General features: G+C 74.6%; 22 protein-coding genes. 10 read left to right on the top strand and 12 right to left on the bottom strand.

Annotation, left to right across the window (positions count from 1 at the left end; genetic code table 11):
• Window positions 1-63 precede the first annotated feature (63 nt).
• From LV78_RS32885 to LV78_RS32875, 3 genes are read left to right on the top strand one after another with little or no spacing between them, the layout of a single operon-like run.
• Complete coding sequence (locus LV78_RS32885) at window positions 64-2,148, top strand: sigma-70 family RNA polymerase sigma factor (RefSeq protein WP_253849917.1); 2,085 nt, start codon at window positions 64-66, stop codon at window positions 2,146-2,148.
• Between the two features lie 33 nt (window positions 2,149-2,181).
• A complete protein-coding gene (locus LV78_RS32880) occupies window positions 2,182-2,751 on the top strand; it encodes a TetR/AcrR family transcriptional regulator (protein WP_253849916.1) in 570 nt (189 codons plus the stop codon).
• Entirely contained in the window at window positions 2,697-3,857 is a 1,161-nt protein-coding gene (locus LV78_RS32875) for a sensor histidine kinase (RefSeq protein WP_253849915.1), read from the top strand. The genes LV78_RS32880 and LV78_RS32875 overlap by 55 nt, the downstream gene beginning before the upstream one ends.
• 3 nt (window positions 3,858-3,860) lie before the next feature.
• On the opposite strand, the gene LV78_RS32870 is transcribed toward LV78_RS32875, so the two are convergent.
• Together LV78_RS32870 and LV78_RS41860 are read right to left on the bottom strand one after the other, a co-directional pair.
• Window positions 3,861-4,520: a response regulator transcription factor gene (locus LV78_RS32870; RefSeq protein ID WP_253849914.1), complete on the bottom strand. Its 660-nt coding sequence runs from the start codon at window positions 4,518-4,520 to the stop codon at window positions 3,861-3,863.
• Window positions 4,511-5,644, bottom strand: coding sequence for a sensor histidine kinase (locus LV78_RS41860; RefSeq protein ID WP_253849913.1), 1,134 nt, complete (start codon window positions 5,642-5,644; stop codon window positions 4,511-4,513). The genes LV78_RS32870 and LV78_RS41860 overlap by 10 nt, the downstream gene beginning before the upstream one ends.
• Before the next feature lie 163 nt (window positions 5,645-5,807).
• Between LV78_RS41860 and LV78_RS32860 the strand changes: the two genes are divergently transcribed.
• Window positions 5,808-6,464, top strand: coding sequence for a DedA family protein (locus tag LV78_RS32860; RefSeq protein ID WP_253849912.1), 657 nt, complete (start codon window positions 5,808-5,810; stop codon window positions 6,462-6,464).
• On the opposite strand, the gene LV78_RS32855 is transcribed toward LV78_RS32860, so the two are convergent.
• A complete protein-coding gene (locus LV78_RS32855; protein WP_253849911.1) occupies window positions 6,461-7,318 on the bottom strand; it encodes a LysR family transcriptional regulator in 858 nt (285 codons plus the stop codon). The two genes, LV78_RS32860 and LV78_RS32855, sit on opposite strands and share 4 nt — an antisense overlap.
• Window positions 7,319-7,389: 71 nt before the next feature.
• Between LV78_RS32855 and LV78_RS32850 the strand changes: the two genes are divergently transcribed.
• Entirely contained in the window at window positions 7,390-7,749 is a 360-nt protein-coding gene (locus LV78_RS32850; RefSeq protein ID WP_253849910.1) for a YybH family protein, read from the top strand.
• 107 nt (window positions 7,750-7,856) lie between these two features.
• Window positions 7,857-9,164 carry an amidohydrolase family protein gene (locus tag LV78_RS32845; RefSeq protein ID WP_253849909.1) on the top strand — a complete coding sequence of 436 codons (1,308 nt, stop codon included), beginning with the start codon at window positions 7,857-7,859 and terminating at the stop codon, window positions 9,162-9,164.
• Here LV78_RS32845 and LV78_RS32840 read toward each other — a convergent pair.
• The 8 genes from LV78_RS32840 to LV78_RS32805 form a co-directional block, all read right to left on the bottom strand.
• Window positions 9,161-9,493, bottom strand: coding sequence for a glyoxalase superfamily protein (locus LV78_RS32840; RefSeq protein WP_253849908.1), 333 nt, complete (start codon window positions 9,491-9,493; stop codon window positions 9,161-9,163). The genes LV78_RS32845 and LV78_RS32840 overlap by 4 nt on opposite strands.
• Window positions 9,494-9,509: 16 nt before the next feature.
• Complete coding sequence (locus tag LV78_RS32835) at window positions 9,510-10,916, bottom strand: rhamnulokinase (RefSeq protein WP_253849907.1); 1,407 nt, start codon at window positions 10,914-10,916, stop codon at window positions 9,510-9,512.
• Between the two features lie 12 nt (window positions 10,917-10,928).
• Window positions 10,929-12,959: a bifunctional aldolase/short-chain dehydrogenase gene (locus LV78_RS32830; RefSeq protein WP_253849906.1), complete on the bottom strand. Its 2,031-nt coding sequence runs from the start codon at window positions 12,957-12,959 to the stop codon at window positions 10,929-10,931.
• Window positions 12,960-12,961: 2 nt separating this feature from the next.
• Window positions 12,962-14,152 carry an L-rhamnose isomerase gene (gene rhaI / locus LV78_RS32825; RefSeq protein WP_372495013.1) on the bottom strand — a complete coding sequence of 397 codons (1,191 nt, stop codon included), beginning with the start codon at window positions 14,150-14,152 and terminating at the stop codon, window positions 12,962-12,964.
• Between the two features lie 61 nt (window positions 14,153-14,213).
• A complete protein-coding gene (gene rhaS / locus LV78_RS32820) occupies window positions 14,214-15,290 on the bottom strand; it encodes a rhamnose ABC transporter substrate-binding protein (RefSeq protein WP_253849904.1) in 1,077 nt (358 codons plus the stop codon).
• Window positions 15,291-15,319: 29 nt separating this feature from the next.
• Entirely contained in the window at window positions 15,320-16,324 is a 1,005-nt protein-coding gene (locus LV78_RS32815) for an ABC transporter permease (protein ID WP_253849903.1), read from the bottom strand.
• On the bottom strand, window positions 16,314-17,336 hold the full coding sequence (locus LV78_RS32810) for an ABC transporter permease (RefSeq protein ID WP_253849902.1): 1,023 nt from the start codon (window positions 17,334-17,336) through the stop codon (window positions 16,314-16,316). Before LV78_RS32810 ends, LV78_RS32815 begins: the two co-directional genes overlap by 11 nt.
• Window positions 17,333-18,838 (bottom strand): sugar ABC transporter ATP-binding protein, encoded by a 1,506-nt coding sequence (locus LV78_RS32805; RefSeq protein WP_253849901.1) that lies wholly within the window; start codon window positions 18,836-18,838, stop codon window positions 17,333-17,335. The genes LV78_RS32810 and LV78_RS32805 overlap by 4 nt, the downstream gene beginning before the upstream one ends.
• Before the next feature lie 165 nt (window positions 18,839-19,003).
• Here LV78_RS32805 and LV78_RS32800 point away from each other — a divergent pair, with 165 nt between their 5' ends.
• A complete protein-coding gene (locus LV78_RS32800) occupies window positions 19,004-20,020 on the top strand; it encodes a LacI family DNA-binding transcriptional regulator (RefSeq protein ID WP_253849900.1) in 1,017 nt (338 codons plus the stop codon).
• Between the two features lie 503 nt (window positions 20,021-20,523).
• On the opposite strand, the gene LV78_RS32795 is transcribed toward LV78_RS32800, so the two are convergent.
• The gene (locus LV78_RS32795) at window positions 20,524-21,222 is read right to left on the bottom strand and encodes a FadR/GntR family transcriptional regulator (RefSeq protein WP_253849899.1); all 699 of its coding nucleotides are present in this window, start codon (window positions 21,220-21,222) and stop codon (window positions 20,524-20,526) included.
• 70 nt (window positions 21,223-21,292) lie between these two features.
• Between LV78_RS32795 and LV78_RS32790 the strand changes: the two genes are divergently transcribed.
• The 3 genes from LV78_RS32790 to LV78_RS32780 all read left to right on the top strand — a co-directional run bounded on the left by LV78_RS32790 (window position 21,293) and on the right by LV78_RS32780 (window position 24,278).
• The gene (locus LV78_RS32790; RefSeq protein ID WP_253849898.1) at window positions 21,293-22,024 is read left to right on the top strand and encodes a (Fe-S)-binding protein; all 732 of its coding nucleotides are present in this window, start codon (window positions 21,293-21,295) and stop codon (window positions 22,022-22,024) included.
• 11 nt (window positions 22,025-22,035) lie between these two features.
• The gene (locus tag LV78_RS32785) at window positions 22,036-23,439 is read left to right on the top strand and encodes a lactate utilization protein B (protein ID WP_253849964.1); all 1,404 of its coding nucleotides are present in this window, start codon (window positions 22,036-22,038) and stop codon (window positions 23,437-23,439) included.
• 365 nt (window positions 23,440-23,804) lie between these two features.
• Entirely contained in the window at window positions 23,805-24,278 is a 474-nt protein-coding gene (locus LV78_RS32780) for a LutC/YkgG family protein (RefSeq protein ID WP_308208786.1), read from the top strand.
• The last annotated feature ends 578 nt before the right edge of the window (window positions 24,279-24,856 follow it).

Raw genomic sequence — 24,856 nt, 5'->3', positions numbered from 1 at the left:
CCCCGCCACCTCGGCACGTCGTCGTGCCGCGCGGAGAGCAGCGGCGCACGGGAGGACTCAGGCGTGGATTCCCTCGTCGACGCCCAGGTGGTGCTGGCGGCCCAGGCCGGTGACCCGGACGCGGTGCGCGAGCTCGTCTCCTCGGCGCTCCCCCTGGTGCACAACGTGGTCGCGCGGGCGCTGCCCGGTGACGCCGACGCCGAGGACGTCGCGCAGGAGACCATGATCCGGGTGGTGCGGCACGTCGGCGACCTCAAGGACCCCGAGCGGTTCCGGGCCTGGCTGGTGACCACCACGATCCGGCAGGTGCGCGACCACGTGCGCGGACGCCGCCCGGCGCTGCCGCTGGACGAGCTGCCCGAGCCCGCGGCACCCGGCCAGGACCTGGCCGAGCGCACCGCGAACCGGATGGGCCAGGTCGCCGAGTCGCGCGAGGTGCTGGACGCGACCCGCTGGCTCGCGCCCGCCGACCGGGAGCTGTTCTCCCTGTGGTGGCAGGAGGTCAACGGGCTGCTCTCGCGCGCCGAGGTCGCGGGCGCGCTGCGGCTGAGCGTGCCGCACACGGCGGTGCGGGTGCAGCGGATGAAGGAGCGGCTGCTGCTGGCGCGCACGGCGCTGCGCGCGTGGCGGGCCGTGCCGCGCTGCCCGGAGCTGTCCGCCTGCGGCGGGGTGGACGGCGGGGACCGGTGGTTCAAGCGCGCCACCAAGCACGTGCGCGGCTGCGCCCGCTGCCTGGACGTGGGCGCGCCGCGCTTCCCCGCCGAGTACTTCGCCGCGCAGGCCGGGCTGCTGCTCGTGCCCGCCGGGTTGCAGGCCGCGGTGTCCGCGCTGCCGCAGGGCGTCGCGCCCCCGGCGGGCGGGGCGCTCAAGGCGGTCGCCGGGTACGCCTCGGGCAAGCCGCTGGCCGCCGCGCTGCCCGCCGCCGGGCTGATCACCGCCGTGGCGCTGGCGGTGTACCTGATCCCGCTGCCGGGACAACCGGACCCGCCGACCGAGCTGGCGCTGCCGACGGCGACCGCTCCGTCCATAGTGGACACTCCGAGCGGCGCGCCGCCCACCAGCTCCTCCGCACCGCCCACGACCGCGACGCCCATCAGCTTCTTCGTGTCCCCCAAGGGCGACGACGGCGCGACGGGCACCGAGCAGGACCCGTTCGCCACCCTCGGCCGGGCCGCCGCCGTGGCCCAGCCCGGCCAGACCATCTACCTCAAGGACGGCATCCACCGCCCCACCGAGGCCGTCGAGCTGACCGCCTCCGGCACGCCCGACAAGCCCATCACCCTGGCCGCCGCACCCGGCGACCACGTGATCCTGGACGCGAGCCAGGTCGGCGCGCGCCCGATGCTGACCGTGCGCGGCGCGCACTGGGTGGTGCGCGACCTGGAGATCATCAAGGGCCCGGCGGGCGCGGTGGCCTGCATCTCGTGCGGCGGCAGCACGTTCCAGCGGCTGTCCCTGCACGACAACCTGGGCACCGGGCTCGCCTTCTCCGGCTCCGCGTCCGGGAACCTGGTGCTGGACGGCGACTTCCACCACAACCGGGACGCCGAGGGCCGGGAGGCGGACGGCATCGCGTTCACCACCGGGTCCGGGGACGGCAACACCGTGCGCGGCTGCCGCGCCTACGACAACGTGGACGACGGCATCAGCCTCGGCGCCTTCACCGGCAAGGTCACCCTGGACTCGAACTGGGCCTACGGCAACGGGATCAACCGCTGGGGCTTCCCGCGCGCCCTCGGCTCCGGGCACGGCTTCGACCTGGGCACCGGCGGCCCGCACGCGGTGCTGCGCAGCGCGGCGTGGAAGAACAACGGCGACGGGTTCACCAGCACCGGTCGCGCCGGGCACGAGCTGTCGGGCAGCAGCGCGTTCCGCAACGCCGGCGACGGCTTCGCGCTGCGCGACGCGCCCGCCCGGCTGCGCGACAACCTGGCGCTGGGCAACCGCGAGCAGGCCCTGCTCGGTGACGGCGCGGTCGCGCAGGGCAACACCTGGAACGAGCGGGGCTGGGGCGGTGACGTGCTGCGCGAGGTCGACCCCGCCAGCGCCGAGGGGGAGCGCCGCGCCGACGGCTCGCTGCCCGCCACGTCGTTCCTGGTCAACACGAAGGACCCGAGGGTGGGCGCGCCGATGACCGGGGCCGGTTAGGCCACTCGCGCGAACGCACTGTTGACTTGCCCCATGCCCGCACCACCCCGCAAGCGCTCCGCCGAGGCGACCAGGGCGGCGATCCTGGACGCCGCGCGCGCCCGCTTCGGCGAGGGCGGGTTCGACCGGGTGCGGGTGCGCGACGTCGCGGCCGACGCGGGCGTGGACGCGGCGCTGGTCGTGCGGTACTTCGGCGGCAAGGAGGCGCTGTTCGCCGAGGCAGCCGCGTTCGACCTGCGCCTGCCCGACCTGCGCGGACTGCCTGGGGACCGGGTCGCGGCGGTGCTGCTGGACCGGTTCTTCGCGGTGTGGGAGCACGACGCCGGGTTCCTGTCGCTGCTGCGCGCGGCGGCGAGCAGCCCGGCCGCCGCCGAGGCGATGCTGGGGGTGTTCACCGGCCAGGTGGCGCCCGCGCTGGCCGCGATCGCGGTGGACCGGCCCGCCGAGCGGGCGGCGCTGGTCGGCTCCCAGGTGCTGGGGCTGGCGTTCACGCGGTACGTGCTGCGGGTGCCGCCGCTGGCGGCCATGGGGCGGGAGGAGCTGGGGGCGTGGATCGGACCGGTGCTGGAGCGGTACCTGCTGGACCCGAGCCCGCTCGGCTGACGACGCGGCAGCGCCTGCTGGCCCCCTGGCAGGGCCGCGCGCGGTCGCTGGCGTTCGACGCGCTGCTGGCGGCCTTCCTGACCACGACCTCGGCCGTGGAGCTGGCGGACGCCCACGGCCCGCTCGGCGCGGTGGCCGGGGTGCTGCTCACCGCGCCCGCCGTGCTGCTGCGCCGCCGCTGGCCGCTGGCGACGCTCGCGGTCGGCCTGGCGATGCTGGCGCTCGACACGACCACGTACCTGGTGTTCGTCGCCCTGCACAGCACCGCGTCCCGCTTCGGCGCGTCCTGGCGCACCTGGGCGGGCGCGGCGGCGGTGTACGCGCTGTTCCTGCCCAGGCTGAACTACGAGTTCACCCCGTGGGTGCTCGTGGTGCTGCTCAACACGATCCCGGTGCTGATCCCCGTGCTCACCGGCATGTGGGTGCACCAGCGCACGCGCGTGGTGGGTCTGCTCAACGAGCGCGCCGAGACCGCCGAGCGCGAGCGCGACCTGCTGGCCGAGCGCGCCGTCACCGCCGAGCGCAGGCGCATCGCCCGCGAGATGCACGACGTCGTCGCGCACCGGGTCAGCGTGATCGCCCTGCAGTCCGGCGCGCTGACCGTGGTCGGCGACGGCCAGGTCGCCGACGCCGCCGAGGTCATCCGCAAGTCCAGCACCGCCGCGCTGTCGGAGCTGCGGGACGTGCTGAGGGTGCTGCGCGAGGACGACGCCGAGGAGAGCGCCCCCGGCCTGGACGGCATCCCCGCGCTGATCGCCGACACCCCCGGCGACGTGTTGCTGGACCGGTCGGACGAGCTGCCCGAGGTGGACGCGGCCGTCTCGCGCGCGGCGTACCGGGTGGTGCAGGAGGCGCTGACCAACGCGGGCAAGCACGCCCCCGGCGCGGCCGTGCGGGTGGGCCTGGTGGTCGAGGAGGGGCACCTGGTCGTGACCGTGGCCAACCGCGAGCCGAGCGGCGCGGGCGGTGCGGTGCCCGGCTCCGGGTACGGGCTGGTGGGGATGCGCGAGCGGGTCACCCAGGCGGGCGGCGAGCTGACCACGGGTCCGGTGGACGGCGGTTTCACCGTGCGCGCCCGGTTCCCCCTGACCGCCCGCGCCGAGTAGCCCTCACCGCTCCTGCCCCAGGTACCGCACCACCGCCACCACCCGCCTGCTCACCCCGGCCACCCCGGCGAGCCCGGCGAGCCCGAGCTTGTCGAACACCCCGTTCACGTGCTTCTCCACCGCGCTCACCGACACGTGCACCCGCTCCGCGATGCGCGCGTTGGTCAGCCCCTCGGCCATCAGCGCGAGCACCCGCGCCTCGCGCGGCGTGAGCGCGGCCAGCGGGTCGCCGCGCCCGCCGCGCGCCAGCAGCCGACGCACCACCTCCGGGTCGAACACCGTCCCCCCGGCCGCGACCCGCTCCACCGCGTCCAGGAACTCCCCGACCCGCACCACCCGGTCCTTGAGCAGGTACCCGACCTTCCCGCCGCCCCCGGTGATCAGCTCGGTCGCGTACCGCCGCTCCACGTACTGCGACAGCACCAGCACCGCGACCTCCGGGCGCTCCGCCCTGATCCGCAGCGCCGCGCGCAGCCCGTCGTCCCCACCGCCGGGCGGCATCCGCACGTCGGTCACCACCACGTCGGGCCGGTGCCGCGCGACCTGGGCCAGCAGCTCGGGCGCGCTGCCCACCGCCGCGACGACCTCGTGCCCCTCCTCCGCCAGCAACCGCACCAGGCCCTCGCGCAGCAGCGTCGAGTCCTCGGCCAGGATCACCCGCACGGCAGCACCGCCCGCACCACGGTGGGCCCGCCCGCCGGGCTGTCCACCCCGAACACCCCGTCGGCCGCCAGCACCCGCCGCGCCAACCCGGACAGCCCCGGCCCGGCCGGATCGGCGCCACCCGCCCCGTCGTCGGACACGCTCAGCTCGACCCGCCCGTCCCGCTCCGCCACGACGACCTCCACGCGCGTGGCCCCCGCGTGCTTGACCGCGTTGTTGACCGCCTCGGACGCCACGAAGTACAGCGCCACCTCCACGGCGGCGGGCAGCCTGCCGGGGTCGACCCGCAGCGCCACCGGCGTGGTCGAGCGCTCGGCCAGCGCCTCCAGCGCGGCGGGCAGCCCACCGGCGTCCAGCGCGCTCGGGTAGACCCGCAGCGCCACCTGCCGCAGCTCGGCGATGGTCTCCTGCGACACCACCAGCGCCTGCTCCAGCAGGTCGCGGGCCCGGTCGCCCGCGCCCGCCCGGTGCGCCCGCCCGACCAGCACGCCCAGCGCCACGACCCGCTGCTGCACCCCGTCGTGCAGGTCCCGCTCGATGCGCCGCCGCTCGTCGTTGACGGCGTCGACCACGTCGGCGCGGGTGGTGGTCAGCTCGGCGACCCTGCGCCGCAGCAGCGCCCGGTCGCTCACCCCCAGCGCCTCGGCGGCAAGCCACCGGTCGAGCGTGCCGACGCCGAACACGCCCGCGGCGGTGACGAAGGTCAGCATGACCCCGATCGGGGCGGACACCAGCAGCAGCGCCGCGCCCACCCGCTCGCGCGAGTCCTCGACCAGCGCCCAGTCGCCGTCCAGCAGGAACGCCGACAGCATCGAGGCCCCCACGACCAGGCACACCAGCAGCAGCGCGAGCACGCCGAGCCCGAGCAGTCCGACCGGCCAGCGCAGCAGCAGGTAGCGCCTGCACCGGGCGGGCGCGGGGCGCTCGACGTGGACGGGGCCGTGCCAGCGGGTGATCAGCCGGACCTGGGCGGCGGCCAGCGCGAGGGCGAGGCGGTCGCGCCCGACCGGCCACAGCAGCAGCGGGGTGGCCAGCGCGAGCAGCCCGCCGAGGAGGACACCGACGACGGCCCGCCCCCAGCTCCCGGCCACCGCGCCCGCGCTCAGCTCGTCGGTGTGGATCACGCGGCCACGGTAGCGGCGGGCCACGCCCGGCGACCTGAGGTTTACCGCACCACCGGCGTGAGGCCTGCCCCAGCACGGCCGGGCGGGTCGCCGCATTCCCCGACCCCTCAGCCCCGCCTAGCGTCGAGCTGTCCGCAAAACCCTTTCACAGCAAGGAAAAATCATGATCGACGCAACGCCGCCCACCTCCGAACCGCTCGGCGGCCTGGCGGGCTGGGCGGTGGACCTGATGGACGCGCTGGGCGGTCCCGGCGCGGCGCTGGTCGTGGGCGCGGACAACCTGTTCCCGCCGATCCCCAGCGAACTGGTCCTGCCGCTGGCCGGGTTCTCCGCCAGCCGGGGCACGTTCGGCCTCGCCGAGGCGCTGCTGTGGACGACCCTGGGCTCGGTGGCGGGCGCGGTCATCGTCTACCTGCTGGGCGCGCTGCTGGGCCGCGACCGGACCAGGGCGGTGATCGCGCGGGTGCCGCTGCTGGAGGTGGCCGACTTCGACCGCGCGGAGCGCTGGTTCGCCGAGCACGGGGCCAAGGCCGTGTTCCTGGGCCGGATGGTGCCGCTGTTCCGCAGCGTCATCTCCCTTCCCGCCGGGGTGGAGCGCATGTCCCCCACGAAGTTCCTGCTCCTGACCACCGCCGGGAGCCTGGTCTGGAACTCGGTGTTCGTCGTGGCGGGCTACCTGCTGGGGGCGAACTGGCACGTGGTCGACGACTACGCGGGCGTCTTCCAGACGGTGGTGCTCGCGGCCGTGGCGGTCGCCGTCGTCCTCTTCGTCATCGTCCGGGTCCGGTCCCGCCGCCGTCTCCCGGAAGACTCCTTTTAGTCAACACTGAAGGAATTATTCCGAATAATTCCAAGGAGGGCCCGAGCGGCCGGGGACGCCCGATCCCGCCACACCAGCGCCAGCAGCGCGCGGGTGTCCGGGATCGGCACGGGGGTCAGGTCCGGGTACGCCGAGGCCATCGACGCCCCCAGCACCGCGACCCCCAACCCCCGAGCCGCGAGCGCGGCCACCGCGTCCGGCGCGCTGGCCTCCAGCACGATCTCCGCCCGCTCCCCCGCCGCCGCGCACCGCGCGTCCAGCGCCGCCCGCAACCCCGTCCCTGGGGGCATCGCCACCAGCGGGTGCGCGAACGGGTCCGCGCCCGCCGCGACCGGGTGCCCCTCGGGGACCAGCGCGACGAGCGAGTCGGCCACGACCACGTGGACCCCCAGCCCCTCCGGCGCCTCCGCGACCCCGACCAGCGCCAGGTCCAGCACGCCCCGCCGCACCTCGTCCACCAGCTCCTCCGACACCCCCTCCACCAGCCGCAACCGCACGCCGGGGTGCGCGCGGTGGAAGTCGGCGAGCGCGTCGAACAGCGGCGTGAGCGCGCACCCCGCGACCATGCCCACCACGAGCGACCCGCGCACCACCCCGGCCACCTCCCCCACCGCCTGCCCGAGCGCGGCGGCCGAGGCGAGCGCGGCGCGGGCGTGCGCGAGGGCGGCCTCACCGGCGGCGGTCAGCGCCACGACCCGGCTGGTCCGGTCGAACAGCTCGGCCCCGAGCTCGCGCTCCAACTGCCGGACCTGCGCGCTCACCCCCGACTGGGACACGTGCACGCGCGCGGCGGCACGGGTGAAGTTCCGCTCCTCGGCCACCGCGACCAGGTACTCCAGCTGACGCAGATCCATGACCAGGAATGCTAGTTCCCAGCAGATCCATCTGTTGGACTTCTGATTCCACCCGGCGCAGGCTGGTCCACGTGGTTGAACGAGAGAAAGCACTGACCCCCGAGGACCTGACCAGGCTGTTCGTCGAGCGCTCCAACGCGGGCGACGCGGCGGGCGTGGCCGAGCTGTACGAGCCGGACGCGGTCATGGCCTACCCGCCCGGCGAGGTGACGGCGGGCCGGGCCGCGATCGAGGCCCTGTGGACGTCGGTCCTGGCGCACCGCCCGCGCTTCACCCCGGAACCCCCGCTGCCCACCCTGGTCAGCGGCGACCTGGCCCTGACCTCCACGCCCCCGTCGGACGGCGCGGGCGCGCGGGCGCAGGTGGCGCGCAGGCAGCCGGACGGGACCTGGCTGCGGGTGCTGGACCAGCCGGAGTTCCGCAGGCCCTGACGGCTTCGGGGTGTCGGAGGGGCGCTCCCCCGGCACCCCGGAAAGGGGTGTCCCGCAGGGCTTCCCGTTGCTAGCCTCCGGTTCTTCCACGAGCACGGAGGCCGGAGTTGCCCCACCGCTTGGCGATCACCAACACGACCCTGCTGACCATGGACGAGCGGCTCGGCGACCTGGTCGGCGCGGACCTGGTCGTGGAGGACGGCGTGATCACCGCAGTGGGCGCGGGCGTCGCCCCCGCCGACGCGGAGGAGGTCCTGGACGGGACCGGCCGGATCGTGGTCCCCGGTTTCGTGGACTCGCACCGGCACATGTGGCTGGCGGTGCTGCGCGGTCGGGGCGCGGACCAGACGCTGCCCGAGTACTTCGCCGACGTGCTCGGCCACTGCGGTTCCCTGCTCACCCCGGAGGACGTCGGCGTCGGCACCGCCCTGAGCGCGCTGACCGCGCTCGACGCGGGCATCACGACGGTGCAGGACGTGGCCAACATCAACGACCGCCCCGGCCGCACCGAGGCCGCGGTCGCCGCGCTGCGCGAGTCCGGGCTGCGGGCGGTGTTCGCGTTCGGCCACAGCGCGATGGGCGAGGACCGCCCGGACCACGGCGGCCTGTCCGAGGCGGGGGTGCGGCGGCTGGCCGAGCTGCTGCCGGACCGGGGCGCGCGGGTGCGCATGGGGCTGTGCGTGGACGCGTTCACCCCGGAGGCGGCGCGGTGGAACTGGGCGCTGGCGGGCGAGCTGGACGTGCCGGTCGTGCTGCACTGCCTGGGCGGTCGGGGCGGGCTGGAGCCGAGCGACCTGCGCGACCTCGGCGTGTTCGGCCCGAGGGCGGTGTTCGTCCACGGCACCGGGCTGGACGCGGCGGAGCTGGCGGTGCTCGCCGAGAGCGGCGCGGCGCTGTCCGTGGCGCCGGTGGTGGAGATGCTGATGGGCCACGGCACGCCGCCGCTGGCCGCCGCGCTGGAGGCGGGGCTGCGGCCGACGCTGGGCACGGACGTGGAGTCCACCGGTCCGGGCGACATGTTCAGCCAGATGCGGTCGGGGCTCCAGTCGGCCAGGCACACCGCCCTGCACGGCCCCGGCGCGCCCGGCCGGGACGAGCCGCCGCCCCGGCTGATGACCTCGCGGCAGGCGCTGGAGGCCGCGACGATCAACGGCGCGCGGGCGCTGGGCATGGCCGACGAGATCGGCTCGCTGACGCCGGGCAAGCAGGCCGACCTGGTCGTGCTGCGCGCAGACCGGCCGGGGATCGCGCCGGTGCACGACCCGGTGGGCGCGGTGGTGCAGAGCGCGGACCGGGGTGACGTGGAGACGGTGCTGGTCGCGGGCAGGGCGGTCAAGCGCGACGGCCGCCTGCTGCGCGACCCCACCGACCTGCTCGCGCGGGCGGGTCGCGTGCGGGACCGGTTGTCGCGCTAGGAGCTCGGTGACCCGACGCGCAGCCGGTTGCCGTCGGGGTCGCGCAGCTCGACCTCGCGCCCCCACGGCGCCCGCTCCACCGGAACGCCGAACTCGCCCGCGACCGCGTCCACGTCGCGCACCCGCAGGTACACCAGCGTGTCCGGCCGGGCGTCGCCGGTGTGCTCGGACAGGAACAGCCGCACCTCGCCCCTGGCCACCTCCACGAACGCGGGCAGCCCCGGCTCGAACCGGTGCTCCCACCGCTGCTCGAACCCGAGCCTGGCGTACCAGGCGACGGCGGTGGGGGCGTGCGCGACGCGGAGGATGGGGATGACCTGTTCGTCCACCCGACCATCCTGGCGGCTACCCCCACACCCCCGCAGCCTCGGCCCGCGCCTCCGCCGCGTCCCACGCCCGCCCGTCCCCCGGCCGGTGGACCCGCAGCGCCGTCGACGCCGCCACCAGCTCCCGCACCGCCCACCGGTCCGGCAGGTCCGCGCCCAGGGCCCGCGCCTGCACCAGCACGTTCCCCAGCGCGGTCGCCTCCACCGGCCCGGCCACCACCGGCACCCCGCACGCGTCGGCGGTCAGCGCGCACAGCAGGTCGTTGCGCGCCCCTCCCCCCACCACGTGCAGCACCTCCACCCCGGTCCCGGTCACCCGCTCCAGCCCGCGCAGCGCCCGCCGGTACGCCAGCGCCAGGCTCTCCAGCACGCACCGCACCACCTCGCCGCGCGTCCCCGGCTCGCGCTGCCCGCTCGCCCGGCAGGCGGCGGCGATCCGGCCGGGCATGTCGCCCGGCGGCAGGAAGGCGGGCGCGTCCACGTCCACCACCGGCCCGAACGCGGGCGCGTGCGCCGCCGCCGCCAGCGCGCCCGCCAGGTCGTCGCTCCCCCACGCCCGCAGCGCCTCGGTGAGCACCCACAGCCCCATCACGTTGCGCAGCAACCGGGTCGTGCCGTCCACCCCGGCCTCGTTCCCGAACCCGCCCAGCCGCGCCGCCCCGGTGAGCAGCGGGCGCTCCAGCTCAACGCCGATCAGCGACCACGTCCCCGAGGACAGGTACGCGAACGGCCGGTCGGGGCGCGCGGGCACGCCCAGCACGGCGGACGCGGTGTCGTGCGAGCCGACCGCGACCACGGGCGCGCCCAGCGCGGTCCCGAGCACCTCGCCCGGCGAGCGCAGCGGCGGCAGCAACCGGCCGGGCACCCCGACCCGCTCGGCCACCCCGAGCGCCCACTCCCCCGCGCGCACGTCGTACAGGCCGGTGGTGGACGCGTTGGTCCGCTCGGCCCCGACCGCGCCGGTGAGGTGGTGCACCAGCAGGTCGGGGACGAGCAGCAGGGTCTCGGCGCGGTCGAGGTCGGTCTCGGCGGCGAGCTGGTAGACGGTGGTGAAGGGCAGCGACTGCACCCCGTTCACCGCGTACAGCTCCTCCTCCGGCACCAGGGCGTGCACCCGCGCGGGCATCCCGGCGGTGCGCCCGTCCCGGTGGTGGGCGGGCGGGGCCAGCAGCGCGCCGTCCGCGTCGAGCAGCCCGTAGTCCACCGCCCACGAGTCGATCCCGATGCCGTCCAGGCGTCCGGCGTCGCGCAGCCCGGCCTCGGACTCGGCGAACAGCGCGCCGGTGTCCCAGCGCAGCACGCCGCCGCCGTCGACCGGCCCGTTGGGGAACCGCCGCACCTCGGCCAGCCGCACCCGCCCGCCGCCGACCTCGCCGACCACGACCCGCCCGCTGGTGGCCCCGAGGTCCACCGCCGCCACCCGCACCCCGATCCCCCTCTACCGCAGGAACGCCGCGGCGACACCGGCGTCGACCGGCACGTGCAGCCCCGTGGTCAGCGACAGCTCCCCGCCGGTCAGCGCGAACACCGCCGCCGCCACGTGCTCGGGCAGCACCTCGCGCTTGAGCAGCGTGCGCTGGGCGTAGAACGCGCCCAGCTCCTCCTCCGGCACCCCGTACACCGCCGCCCGCTGCGCGCCCCAGCCACCGGCGAAGATGCCGCTGCCGCGCACCACCCCGTCCGGGTTGACCCCGTTGACGCGGATGCCGTGCCCGCCGAGCTCGGCCGCCAGCAGCCGCACCTGGTGCGCCTGGTCGGCCTTGGCCGCGCCGTAGGCGACGTTGTTGGGTCCGGCGAACACCGAGTTCTTCGAGGCGATGTAGACGACGTCGCCGCCGATCCCCTGGTCGATCATGGCGCGGGCGGCGGCCTTGGCGACCAGGAACGAGCCGCGTGCCATCACCCGGTGCTGGAGGTCCCAGTCCTGCTCGGTGGTGTCCAGCAACGACTTCGAGATGGACAGCCCGGCGTTGTTGACCACCAGGTCGAGCCCGCCGAACGCCAGCGCCGCCGCCGCGACCGCCCCGGCGACCTGACCTGCGTCGGTGACGTCGGCGACCACGGGCACGGCCCGGTCCGGCCCACCGATGCCCTTCGCCACCGCGCCCGCCGACGCCCCGTCCAGGTCGGCCACGACCACGCAGGCGCCTTCCGCCGCTAGCCGCTCCGCCACCGCCTTGCCGATCCCGGACCCGGCGCCGGTGACCAGCGCGACCCGCCCGGCCAGCGGCTTGGGCCTGGGCATCCGGCGGAGCTTGGCCTCCTCCAGCTCCCAGTACTCGATGCGGAACTTCTCCGACTCGGGGATCGGCGCGTAGCGGGAGACGGACTCGGCCCCGCGCATGACGTTGACCGCGTTGACGTAGAACTCCCCGGCCACGCGGGCGGTCTGCTTGTCCTTGCCGAAGGAGAACATGCCCACGCCCGGCACCAGCACGATCGCCGGGTCCGCGCCGCGCATCGGCGGCGAGTCGGGGAGCGCGTGCCGCTCGTAGTAGGCGCGGTAGTCCTCGCGGTAGGCGGCGTGCAGCTCGCGCAGCCGCGCGACGGTCTCGTCCAGCGGCGCGGCGGGCGGCAGGTCCAGCACCAGCGGCCGGACCTTGGTGCGCAGGAAGTGGTCCGGGCAGCTGGTGCCCAGCGCGGCGAGGTCGGCGAGCTTCTCGCGGGCGCAGAAGTCCAGCACGGCGTGGCAGTCGGTGTAGTGCCCGACCTGCCTGGCGTCGGTGGAGGCCAGGCCCCTGATCACCGGGGCGAGCGCGGCGGCGCGCGCGTGCCGCTCGTCCTCCTGCAGCGCCTCGAATCCGGGCACGACCGCGCCGAACGGCTCCTGGGAACCCTTGCGCGCCAGGAACTCCTCGGCGGTTCGGATGATCTCCAGCGAGTGCGCGGCGCACTCCTGCGAGCTCTCGCCCCACGCGGTGATGCCGTGCCCGCCCAGGACCACCCCGATGGCGTCCGGGTTGGCGCGCTTGACCTCCGCGACGTCCAGCCCCAGCTGGAAGCCGGGCCTGCGCCAGTCGACCCAGGCGACCCGGTCGCCGAAGCACTCGCGGGTCAGGGCCGGGCCGTCGGCGGCGGTGGCCAGCGCGATGCCGGAGTCCGGGTGCAGGTGGTCCACGTGCGGGGCGTCGACCAGGCCGTGCATGGCGGTGTCGATCGACGGGGCCGCCCCGCCCCTGCCGTGCAGGCAGTGGTCGAACGCGGCGACCATCTCGTCCTCGCGGTCCTCGCCGGGGTAGACGTCGGCCAGCGCGCGCAAGCGGTCCAGCCGCAGCACCGCCAGCCCCGCCTCGGTCAGCGTCCCCAGATCACCGCCCGATCCCTTGACCCACAGCAGTTCCACGTCCCCGCCGGTCACCGGGTCCGGCCCGCTGCCCTTGGCGGAGGTGTTGCCGCCCGCGTAGTTGGTGTTGCGCGGATCGGCCCCCAGCGCGTTGCTGCGGGCGATCAGCTCCCCTGGCACGGACATGCTCACGCTCCCCATCCGGCCTGCGCGCCGCCTGCGCGCGCGGCCTCGATCTCCTGCTGGCGCCCGCTGCGCTTGTAGGCGGCCACGGGGTCGGGGTCGAGGCCCGCGTCCTCGCGCACCCGCGCCAGCAGCGGGCGCACGTCGGTGTTGTAGGCGTCCATGAGCACCGCGTTGGCCTCCAGCACGTCCCCCTCGGCCTGCGCGGCGGCCAGCGCGTCCCGGTCCACCAGCAGCGCCTTGGCAGTGGCCTCCTGGACGTTCATCACCGACCTGATCACCGCCGGGACCTTGGCCTCGATGTTGTGGCACTGGTCGAGCATGAAGTTGATGCCGCGCGCCGGGTCCAGCGCGTCGGCGCGCACGATCTCGTTCATGATCCGGAACAGCTGGAACGGGTCCGCCGCGCCCACCATCAGGTCGTCGTCGGCGTAGAAGCGCGAGTTGAAGTCGAACGCGCCGAGCCTGCCCTGCCGCAGCAGGAAGGCGACGATGAACTCGATGTTCGTGCCGGGCGCGTGGTGACCGGTGTCGATGCACACGGTCGCCTTCGGCCCCAGCTCCACGCAGTGCGCGTACGAGGTGCCCCAGTCCGGCACGTCGGTGGCGTAGAACGCGGGCTCGAACAGCTTGTACTCCAGCAGGATGCGCTGGTCCGCGCCGAGCCGGTCGTACACCTCGCGCAGCGCGGCGGCGAGCCGGTCCTGGCGGTCGCGCAGGTCGTCCTGGCCGGGGTAGTTGGTGCCGTCGGAGAACCACAGCTTCAGGTCCCGCGAGCCGGTGGCGTCCATGACGTCCACGGCGTGCAGCAGGTGGTCGGTGGCCTTGCGCCGTACGCGCGGGTCCGGGTTGGTGACCGAGCCGAGCTTGTAGTCGTCGTCCTGGAAGACGTTGGTGTTGATCGCCCCCAGCCGCACGCCCCGGTCGGCGGCGTGCCGGGCGAGCGCGCCGTAGTCGTCCACCCGGTCCCACGGGATGTGCAGCGCGACGGACGGGGCGGCGCCGGTGAACCGGTGCACCGCGGCGGCGTCGTCGACCTTCTCCTCGACGGTGCGGGGGACGCCGGGCTGGGCGAAGACCTTGAAGCGGGTGCCGGAGTTGCCGAACGCCCACGACGGGGTCTCGATCGCTTGGCGGGACAGGGTTTGCTTGACTGCGCTCAACCGCTCGGGGGTCGGCTCGGGCACGGGTGGCACCGCCGTTTCCTGCTCGGGGGACGGCCCCGGCGCCGGGTGGTCGCCGGGGCCGCGCCGGTGGTCAGAAGTCGAACTGGTCGATGTTGGCGGCGTCGAACACCGTGGGCGGGCCGAGGACGACCTCGCCGTCCGCGCCGATCGTGTAGTCGCCGAGCCTGCCCGCGCTGAACTCCTCGCCCCGCGCGCCGGTGATGCGGCCGGAGGCGAGGGCGACGCCCGCGTGCGCGGCGAGGTAGCCGATGTCGGCCGGGTTCCACAGCGCGAACCGGTCGACGGTCCCGTTCTTGACGTGCTCGCGCATCTGGTTCGGGGTGCCAAGGCCGGTGACGGTGACCTTGCCCTTGTAGCTGGAGGAGCCGACGTAGCGGGCGGCGGCGGCGATGCCGACCGTGGTGGGGGCGACGATCGCCTTCAGGTCCGGGTGCGCCTGGAGCAGCCCCTGCGCCTCCTGGAAGGACTTCTGGTCGTCGTCGTTGCCGTAGACCGTCTTCACCAGCTTCAGCCCGGAGTTCTGCGGCTTGGCCAGCTCGGACTCGACGACCGCGATCCAGGCGTTCTGGTTGGTGGCGTTGGGGGTCGCGGACAGGATCGCGATCTCGCCGGAGCCGCCCGCGACCTGCGAGGCCATCTCCACCAGCTTCTCGCCGATGCCCTGCGCGGTGGCCTGGTTGACGAACACGTCGCGGCAGTCCTTCGCGGCGTCAGAGTCGAACGACACCACCTTGATTCCCGCCTCGCGCGCCTGCTTGAGCGAGGGGCACACCGCGTTCTGGTCGTTGGCGGCGATGCCGATGACGTCCTGCTGCTGCTGGATCAGCGTGTTGATGTAGCTGACCTGGGAGGAGGCGCTGGCGTCGTTGGGGCCGACGAGCTTGAACTCGCCCTTCAGCTCCTCGACGCCCTCCTTGCCGCCCTCGCCCTCGATGTCGCTGTACGGGTTGTTGAGCTGCTTGGGCAGGAACGCCATCTTCACGCCCTCGCGCAGCGGCGCGTCCGGGTTCGCGCTGGCGGTCGGACCGCCGTTCGCCGAGCCGGAGTCGTTGTCGCCCTTGGTGGTGCCGCCGCAGGCGGTGAGCCCGACCAGCAGCGCGGCCACCAGGGCGGCGGTGCGGACGCGGGCGGTGGGGGTTGGGGACATCGGTGTCGCCTTCTCTCGCCGTCGGGTCGTCACGGGTTCGTCGTTGGCGCGCTCGCTGTCCCGGTGGTGGGACCGGCGCGGCGGCGGGTGGCGGCGCGCAGCAGGTTGGGCAGCAGCACCGAGACCACCAGGAGCGCGCCGGTGACGATGTTGAGCGCCTCGTTGGTCACGTCCGACAGGCGCAGCGCGCTCTGCACCACGCCCAGCAGCAGCACCCCGGCCAGCACACCCGGCATCGCGCCCTTGCCGCCGAAGATGGACACCCCGCCCAGCAGGACGGCGGCGACCACGGCCAGCTCCAGCCCGGCCCCGTTGTCGGCGCGGGCGCTGGAGTAGCGCAGCGTCCACAGCACCCCGGCGAGCCCGGCGACCGCGCCGGAGGTGACGTACAGCCGGAACTTGAGCCGGTCCACCCGCACCCCGGAGAACCGGGCCGCCTCCTGGCCCGCGCCCGCCGCGTACACCGCGCGGCCGATCGGGGTCGCGTGCAGCACCGCGGTGAACACGATCGCCAGCAGCACCAGCGGGAGCAGCACGTTCGGCACGCCACCGGAGCTTCCGGTGACCCAGCCGGTGAACGAGGCCGGGTAGTCGGCGACCGCAGAGTCGCCCAGCACCACGAACGCCAGGCCCCGGAACAGGGCCATGGTGCCGATGGTGACCGCGAGCGAGGGCAGCTTGAACACGGTGACGAACAGCCCGTTCACCGCGCCCAGCAGCGCGCCGAGCAGCACGCACAGCGGCATGATCGTCTCGATGGGCAGGCCCGCGTCCCACAGCGCGCCGAGCACCGCCGAGGTCAGGCCGAGCGTGCTGGCCACCGACAGGTCGATCTCGCCGGTGATCACGATGAACGTCATGGGCAGGGCCAGCAGCACGATCGGCAGCAGGTCCAGCACCAGGTAGCCCGCGTTGCGGGTGGTGCCGAAGCCGTCGACCAGCACCGAGGACAGCACCACGGCCAGCAGCGCCACCACGATGATCGCCGCGTCCCAGCCGAGCAGTCGCCCGGCCGCAGGTCGCCTAGTGGGCACGGGGGCTCCCCTTCCGCAACGCCCTGGCCGCGCGCAGCGCCACCAGGCGGTCCAGGCCGATCGCGACCAGGATCAGCGCGCCGACGATGGTCTGCTGCCAGAACTGGTCGATCTCCAGCACCGGCAGGGCGCTGCCGATCGTGGTGAGCAGCAGCGCGCCCAGCGCCGCGCCCCACGCGGTGCCGCTGCCGCCGAACACCGCGACGCCGCCGACGACGGCCGCCGCGACCACGGTCAGCTCGAACCCGGTGCCCGCCGAGGCGTCGACGGTGCCGAACCGCACCGCGTGCAGCACCCCGCCGAGCCCGGCGAGCGCGCCGGAGAGGGCGAACGCGACCAGCGTGTTGCGGCCGGTGCGGATGCCCGCGAGTTCGGCGGCGCGCGGGTTGGAGCCCATGGCGTAGAGCTCGCGGCCGAGGCGGAAGTCCCGCAGCAGCACCGTGGCGGCGGCGGTGACGACGAGCGCGACGACCACCAGCCAGGGCACGCCCAGCAGGTCGCCGTCGGCGAAGCCGAGGAAGTCGCGCGGCAGCTCGTCGGCGGTGATCTGGCCGCCGCCCGCCCAGGTGTGGATCAGCCCTCGGTAGGCGTAGAGCGTGCCGAGGGTGACCACCAGTGCGGGAACCCCGCCGTAGCGCACCAGGACCGCGTTGAGCAGCCCGCACGCCGCGCCGATCCCCAGGCCGGCCAGCAGCGCGGCGACGACCGGGACGCCGGGGTGGTCGCGGACCAGGGAGCCGACCGCGAACGCGCTCAGCCCCAGCACGGAGCCGACCGACAGGTCGATGTTGCGGGTGAGCACGACGATGGTCTGGCCCACCGCGAGGACGGTGAGGATGGCCGCGCCGAGCAGGACGTCGCGCAGGCTCTGCGCGGACAGGAAGCGCGGGTTGACCGAGGCGGTGACCGCGACCAGCGCGACGAGGCCGACGACGATGCCCAGCTCGCGGGCGCGGGTGATCGTGGTCCACCAGGAGCTGTTGGCGGGCAACGGGTTCCGGGTCGTGCTCATGCGGCGCCCCGTCCCATCGCGGCGGCGACCACGCTGCGCTCGTCGGCGCGCTCGCGCGGGATCTCGGCCACCAGGCGGCCCTCGCGCACCACCAGCACCCGGTCGGCCATGCCGAGCACCTCGGGCAGCTCGGAGGAGACCATGACGATCGCGACGCCCTCGGCGGCGAGCGCCGACAGCAGCCGGTGCACCTCGGCCTTGGTGCCGACGTCGATGCCCCTGGTGGGCTCGTCGACGATCAGCACCTTCGGCTTGGTGGCCAACCACTTGGCCAGCACGACCTTCTGCTGGTTGCCGCCGGAGAGCGTGCCGACCGGGTCGGTGAGCCTGCCGTACTTGGCCCGCAGCCGCTCGGTCCAGCGCAGCGCCTCGCGGTGCTCGGCCCCACCGGTCAGCACGCCCCACCGGGCCAACTCGCGCGAGCGCGGCAGGGTGATGTTGCGCTGCACGGACAACTCGACCAGCAGCCCCTGCTGGCGGCGGTCCTCGGGCACCAGCGCCATTCCCGCCGCCATGGCGGCGCGCGGCGAGTTCGGCCGGACCTCGCGGCCGTCGACGCGGACCGAGCCCCGGTCGCGGCGGTCGACGCCGAACACGGCCTGCACGATCTCGGAGCGGCCCGCGCCGACCAGCCCGGCGAGGGCGACGATCTCACCCGCGCGCACGTCGAGGTCGACGTCGGCGAACACCCCGGCGCGGGTGAGCCCGCGCACCGAGAGCACGACCTCGCCGGGGGTCACGGCCTGCTTGGGGAACAGGGCGTCCAGCTCGCGGCCGACCATGCGGCGCACCAGGTCGTCCTCGGTGACCTCGGTGATCGGGTCGGTGGAGACGTGGGCGCCGTCGCGCAGGACCGTGACGCGCTGGCAGAGGGCGGTGATCTCCTCGAAGCGGTGCGAGATGAACAGGATCGCCGCGCCGTCCGCCTGGAGGGCGCGGACGACGGAGAAGAGCCGCTCGGCCTCGATGGCGGACAGAGCGGCGGTGGGCTCGTCCATGACCAGCACTCGCGCGCTGCCCGCCAGCGCCTTGGCGATCTCGACGAGCTGCTGGTCGGCGATGGACAACCCCTTGGCGGGCCGGTCCGGGTCGAGCCGCACGCCGAGCCGCTCGAACAGGGCGCGGGCCTGAGCGCGCATGGCGGCGCGGTCGACGCGGCGGAAGCGGCGCAGCGGGTGGGCGCCCACGGCGATGTTCTCGGCGACGGTGAGGTCGGGGAACAGGGTGGGTTCCTGGTGGATGACCGCGATGCCCGCCGCCTTGGCGTCGGCGGGCGAGCCGAAGGCGGTCTCGGCGCCGTCGACCAGCAGCGCGCCGCTGTCGGGCCGGTGGACGCCCGCGAGGATGTTGACGACGGTGGACTTGCCCGCGCCGTTCTCGCCGACCAGGGCGTGCGCCTCGCCCGCGTGCAGCGGGAACGAGCAGTCGCGCACGGCGGCGACGGCGCCGAAGGACTTGCTGACGGCGCGGACCTCCACCGGTGGCGGCTCCTGCGTGGGCATCGTCGCCTCCAGGAATGAAAGGTTTCAATCTGGCCGTCGCGACGGTATATGAGCCCCGTCACAGCGGTCAATGCCCAAGCCGCAGGCGTCCAGGTCACGGCGAGCGGTTGATTCGGGGGGTAGCGTGCGAGGTCGGCTAAATCGTTTCAAGGCAGCGGGGGCGGCATGGGTCCGGCGCACCGGCAGGTGAGCATCCGGGACGTGGCGACGGCGGCGCGCGTGTCGGTCGGCACGGTCTCCAACGTGCTCAACCGCCCCGACGTGGTCAGTCCGGGGACGCGGGCGCGGGTGCACGCGGTGATGGCGGAGCTGGGGTTCGTGCGCAACGAGTCGGCGCGGCAGCTGCGGGTGGGGCGCGGGCGGGCGCTGGCGTACGTGATGCTCGACGGCGGCAACCCGTTCTTCGCGGACGTGGCGCAGGGGGTGGAGGAGGAGGCGGAGGCGAACGACCTGTCGCTGTTCCTGTGCAACAGCGACAACCGGGCGGAGCGCGAGCTGACCTACCTGACCCGCCTGGAGCAGCAGCGCGTCCAGGGCGTGCTGATCACCCCGGCCGACCCCGGCGCCCCGATCCTGGCCGAGCTGCCCGCGCGCGGCACCCCGGTGGTGATCGTGGACCGCACGCGCGGCGGCGGGACGCACTGCACGGTCGCGGTGGACGACGTGCTCGGCGGCGAGCTGGCGCTGGCGCACCTGCTGGAGGCGGGCCACGAGCGGGTGGCGTTCGTCGGCGGTCCGATGACCGTGGGCCAGGTGCGCGACCGGCGCGAGGGCGCGCTGCGGGCGCTGCGGCACTCCCCGGCCGCCCTGGTGGACGTCCCGACGGCGGCGCTGACCGTGGCGGAGGGCAGGGAGGCCGGCCAGCGCCTGTCCGGCCTGCCCGCGAGCCGCAGGCCGACGGCGGCGTTCTGCGCGAACGACCTGCTGGCGCTCGGGCTGCTGCAGCACTGCGTGGGCACGGGTCTGCGCATCCCGGAGGACCTGGCGATCGTGGGCTACGACGACATCGAGTTCGCCGCGGCGGCGGCCGTGCCGCTGACGTCGGTGCGCCAGCCCCGGCGGTTGCTCGGCCGGACGGCGGCGGCGCTGCTGCTGAAGGAGGTCCGGGAGGAGGGGCACCGGCACGAACAGGTGATCTTCACACCTGAACTGGTGGTCCGGGGGTCGAGCCGAAGGGGGTGAGCCCACCGAACTCACCCGCGCGCTGCGAGAACCGCCGCCCGCTCCGAGCGCCGCACGACCACGCACCGGCCGGTCCCACCGCTCCCCTTCGGCGCCCCTCCCACCGGTACCCCCGAAGTGGTGCCACCCGCACGCGCGCCACCGCCTCTCCGTGACCCCTCCGGCACGGGGGCAACCACGGACAGCGCCGTGCCGCCTCCACCAGCAGCACCCAGTCCACGCCCGCTGGGCCGTGCTCGACGCCCCGTTCCCCGGCTGGCCCCACGGCCCCCAAAACCGACCACACCTAGGCCGTCCACGCCCATCGGGCCGCAGTCCTCAGAACCACAGTTCGCAGGCCCTCAGGCCCTCAGGCCCTCAGGCCCTCAGGCCACCGGGCCACCGGGCCACCGGGCCATCGTCCGCCGGGCCGCACAGTCCTCAGGGCCGCAGGTTCCCCCGACGCCCTCGCACAGCGGCGCGAGCTCCACGTCCACCCGCCAGGTCAGCCGCGCCCCGCCAGGTCAGCCGCGCCCCGCCCGCTCCCACTCCCGGTAGAACCCCTCCACGTGCACCGTCACCAGCTCCGCCGCCACGCCCTCCTCCCCCGCCAGCACCGCCGCCAGCACCGCCCGGTGCTCCACCCGCAGCCGCCGCGCCGTGCCCGCCCAGTCCGGCAGCTCCGCCACCGCCCGCAGCACGGTGTGGTGGATCGCGTCGCGCAGCGCGGTCATGACGGCGGTGTTGACCGCGTTCCCGGCCGCTCGGGTGAGCGCGACGTGGAAGTCCGCGTCGAGCCGGTGGAACTCGTCGGCCGCGATGCCCGGCGCGTCCATCCGGTCCAGCAGCTCCCCCGCCGCCGCCAGCTCCGCCGCGTCCCCGCGCACCGCAGCCGCCCGCACCGACGCGCCCTCCAGCAGCACCCGCGTCCCGACCAGGTCGGCCAGCGGCAGCCTGCGGGTGGCCAGGTGCAGCCGCAGCGCCGCGCCGATGCCGCCCGCCGGGTCGGCGATCACCGTGGTCCCGGCGTCCGGCCCGGACCCGACGCCGCTGCGCACCACCCCGAGCGCCTGGAGCACCCGGATCGCCTCGCGCGCGGTCGAGCGGCTCACGCCGAGCTCCTCGGCGAGCCTGCGCTCGGGCGGCAGCTGGTCGCCGATCCCGAGCCTGCCCGCCGCCAGCTCCGCCTCGACGTGCGCGAGCACCACCCCGTATCCGCTCACCGCAGCCCCTCCGCACGTGGTCCGACCACAGGTCTGGTGTGGTCCGACCACACAGGCTACGGTGCCTGGGGTGAGAGTCGCGCTGTTCGTCACGTGCCTGGTGGACGGCCTGTTCCCCCAGGTGGGCAAGGCGACCGCAGCACTGCTGGAGCGGTTGGGGCACGAGGTCGTCGTGCCGCGCGGTCAGACCTGCTGCGGGCAGATGCACGTCAACACCGGGTACGCCGAGCAGGCCGTGCCGGTGATCCGCAACCACGTGCGGGCGTTCGCCGAGGCGGACGTGGTGGTCGCGCCGTCGGGGTCGTGCGCGGGGTCGATCCGGCACCAGCACGCGAAGGTCGCCGCCCAGCACGGGCACGCGCGGCTCGCCGAGCGGGCCGAGGAGGTCGCCGGGCGCACCTACGAGCTGTCGGAGTTCCTGGTCGACGTGCTGGGCGTGACGGACGTGGGCGCGTACTTCCCCCACCGGGTGACGTACCACCCGACGTGCCACTCGCTGCGCGTGCTCGGCGTCGGCGACAAGCCGCTGCGGCTGCTGCGCGAGGTGCGCGGCATCGACCTGGTGGAGCTGCCCGGCGCGGAGACGTGCTGCGGGTTCGGCGGGACGTTCGCGCTGAAGAACTCGGAGACGTCAACGGCGATGCTGGCGGACAAGATGAGCGCGGTGCTGTCGACCGGCGCGAAGGTGCTCACGGCGGGCGACTCGTCGTGCCTGATGCACATCGGCGGCGGGCTGTCCCGGTTGCGCAGCGGGACCAGGGCGCTGCACCTGGCCGAGGTGCTGGCGGGGGTGGCGCGGTGACGTTCCTGGGGATGCCCGGCGGCACCGGCAACCTGACCGGCGAGCCGTTCCCGCGCGCCGCGCGCGAGGCGCTGGGGAACGCGCAGCTGCGCCGCAACCTCGGCAAGGCCACCGGCACGATCCGCGCGAAGCGGGCGCGGGTGGTCGCCGAGCTGCCGGACTGGGCCGGGTTGCGCGCGGCCGGTGCGGCGATCAAGGACGAGGTGCTGGCCGACCTGGACACCCACCTGCTGCGATTGGAGCAGGAGCTGACCGAGCGCGGCACGACCGTGCACTGGGCGCGCGACGCCGAGGAGGCCAACCGGATCGTCACCGACCTGGTCGCGGCCACCGGCAGCCGCGAGGTGATCAAGGTCAAGTCGATGGCGACGGCCGAGATCGGGTTGAACGAGGCGCTCGCGGAAGCCGGGATCAGCGCGGTGGAGACGGACCTGGCCGAGCTGATCGTGCAGCTGGGCGAGGACCGGTCCAGCCACATCCTGGTGCCCGCTATCCACCGCAACCGGTCCGAGATCCGGGATTTGTTCCTGCGCGAGATGCCGGACGTGGACCCCGCGCTGACCGACGACCCGCGCGCCCTGGCCGAGGCGGCGCGCGCCCACCTGCGGCGCAAGTTCATGACGGTGGACGTGGCGGTGTCGGGGGCGAACTTCGCGGTGGCCGAGACCGGCGCGCTGGTCGTGGTGGAGTCGGAGGGCAACGGCCGGATGTGCCTGACGCTGCCGCGCACCCTGATCAGCGTGGTGGGCGTGGAGAAGCTGGTGCCGAGGTGGCAGGACCTGGAGGTCTTCCTGCAACTGCTGCCGCGCTCGTCCACCGGCGAGCGGATGAACCCCTACACGTCGGTGTGGACCGGCCCGACCGAGGGCCAGACCGCGCACGTGGTGCTGGTGGACAACGGCCGCACCGCGACCCTGGCGGACCCGGACGGACGGGCCGCGCTGCGCTGCATCCGGTGCTCGGCGTGCCTGAACTCGTGCCCGGTGTACGAGCGCGCGGGCGGCCACGCGTACGGCTCGACCTACCCCGGCCCGATCGGCGCGGTGCTGTCGCCGCAGCTGACCGGCGTGGACCGGAACCCGACGCTGCCGTACGCGTCCTCGCTGTGCGGGGTCTGCTACGACGTCTGCCCGGTGGCGATCGACATCCCGTCGATGCTGGTGCACTTGCGCGAACGGGTGGTGCGCGCGAAACCGGTGACGGCGGAGTCGACGGCGATGCGCGGCCTGGCGTGGGCGATGACGTCACCGACCCGATGGCGCAGGTTCCTGCGCGCGGGCAGGCTGGGCAGGCTCCTGGGCGGCAGGCGCGGCGTGATCGGCCGAATGCCCCCACCACTGGCAGCGTGGACGGACACCCGCGACCTGCCCAGACCGCCGGAGCAGACGTTCCAGGACTGGTGGGAGTCGCGGTGAGCGGTGGACGGAGCGCGAACGGGACGGGCGTGGACGGGACGGGTTCGCGCGGGGCGGGGTCGGACGAAACCGGCGCAGGCAGGACGAACACGGACGGACCCGGTGCAGGCGGGGCAAGCACAGGTGCAGGCGGGACCGGTTCCGGTGGGGCAGGATCGAGCGGAACTGGTGCAAGCAGAACAGGTTCGGCCGGAACGGCTTCAGCACCGGGCTCAGGTGCAGGTTCAGCACAGACCTCAGGTTCAGCACAGGGCTCGGCCCGCGCAGAGGTCCTGGCCAGAATCCGCGCAGCCCTACGCGACAAGCCCGCGCCCGCCGAGGCGCCCCGCACCTACCGCAAGGCAGGCGAACGGGGCCCAGGAGACGTGGACCTGCTGGCCGAACGCCTGCGCGACTACCGCGCGACCGTGACCTTCACGTCCCCGACCACCCTCCCCGAAACCCTGGCGTCCCTGGTGACCGGCAAGGTCCTAGCCGCCCCAGGCGTCCCGCAGGACTGGCTGCCCGACGCGACCCGCGAGGTCGCAGGCCTAGCCGACCTGCGCGAGGTGGACGCGGTGGTGACCTGCTGCCGGGTCGCGGTAGCGGAAACGGGCACCATCGTGCTGGACCACGACGCCCCGGACCAAGCCGAACGCGCGTGGACCCTGGTACCGGACCACCACGTGGTCGTGGTGCGCCGAGCCCAGGTGGTGATGGGCGTGCCGGACGCGGTCGCGGAACTGACCGGCGTGCGCACCCAAACGTGGATCAGCGGCCCATCCGCAACCAGCGACATCGAACTGGAACGCGTCGAAGGCGTGCACGGCCCCAGACGACTAGACGTGGTGATCGTGTAACCACCCCACCCCGCGCAAGCCACCCGCTAACTGTCCAACACGTAGCAGGCATCCACGGCGGGCTACCCCGTGCAGTTCAGCCCGACGCGGTCGTCCGCACTCAGGTACCGGAACGGCACGCACACCTCCCGGCCACCGGTCAGCATCACGCGCTTGCGCCTCAAGTCGACCTCACTCGAAGCCCGCCGCACGCAATTCCGACGTCAGCCACCTGCCCCACGGCGCACCGTCCTCACAACGGATCGACCGTCAGGCCCACCACACCCACGCACCACCTCCGCCTACCGCACCACCTCCGCCCGCCGTTCCGACCACGCCCGCCGTTCCGACCCCGGCGAACCCGCCTACCTCTCCAACCACACCGAGCCCGCTGCCCGTAACAACAGCACCGATCCCACCGCTGGGCGTACCCCGACACGGCTGTTTCACCCATCGCACAACCACGCCCACTCCACCGACTGGACCGGCTGCAGTCGCCTCGCCGACCGCACCGCACCGCACCCGACAGCACCCGAACCATCACCCCGCCGAACACTTCATAATTTTAGTGATCCCCCAAGTCCCCTACCACCTCCCAC

Source organism: Actinosynnema pretiosum, assembly GCF_024171695.1.
In the GTDB taxonomy this organism is placed as follows: domain Bacteria; phylum Actinomycetota; class Actinomycetes; order Mycobacteriales; family Pseudonocardiaceae; genus Actinosynnema; species Actinosynnema pretiosum.
Note: the sequence above shows the minus strand (reverse complement) of the source record. Positions and strands in the feature narration are given on the sequence as shown.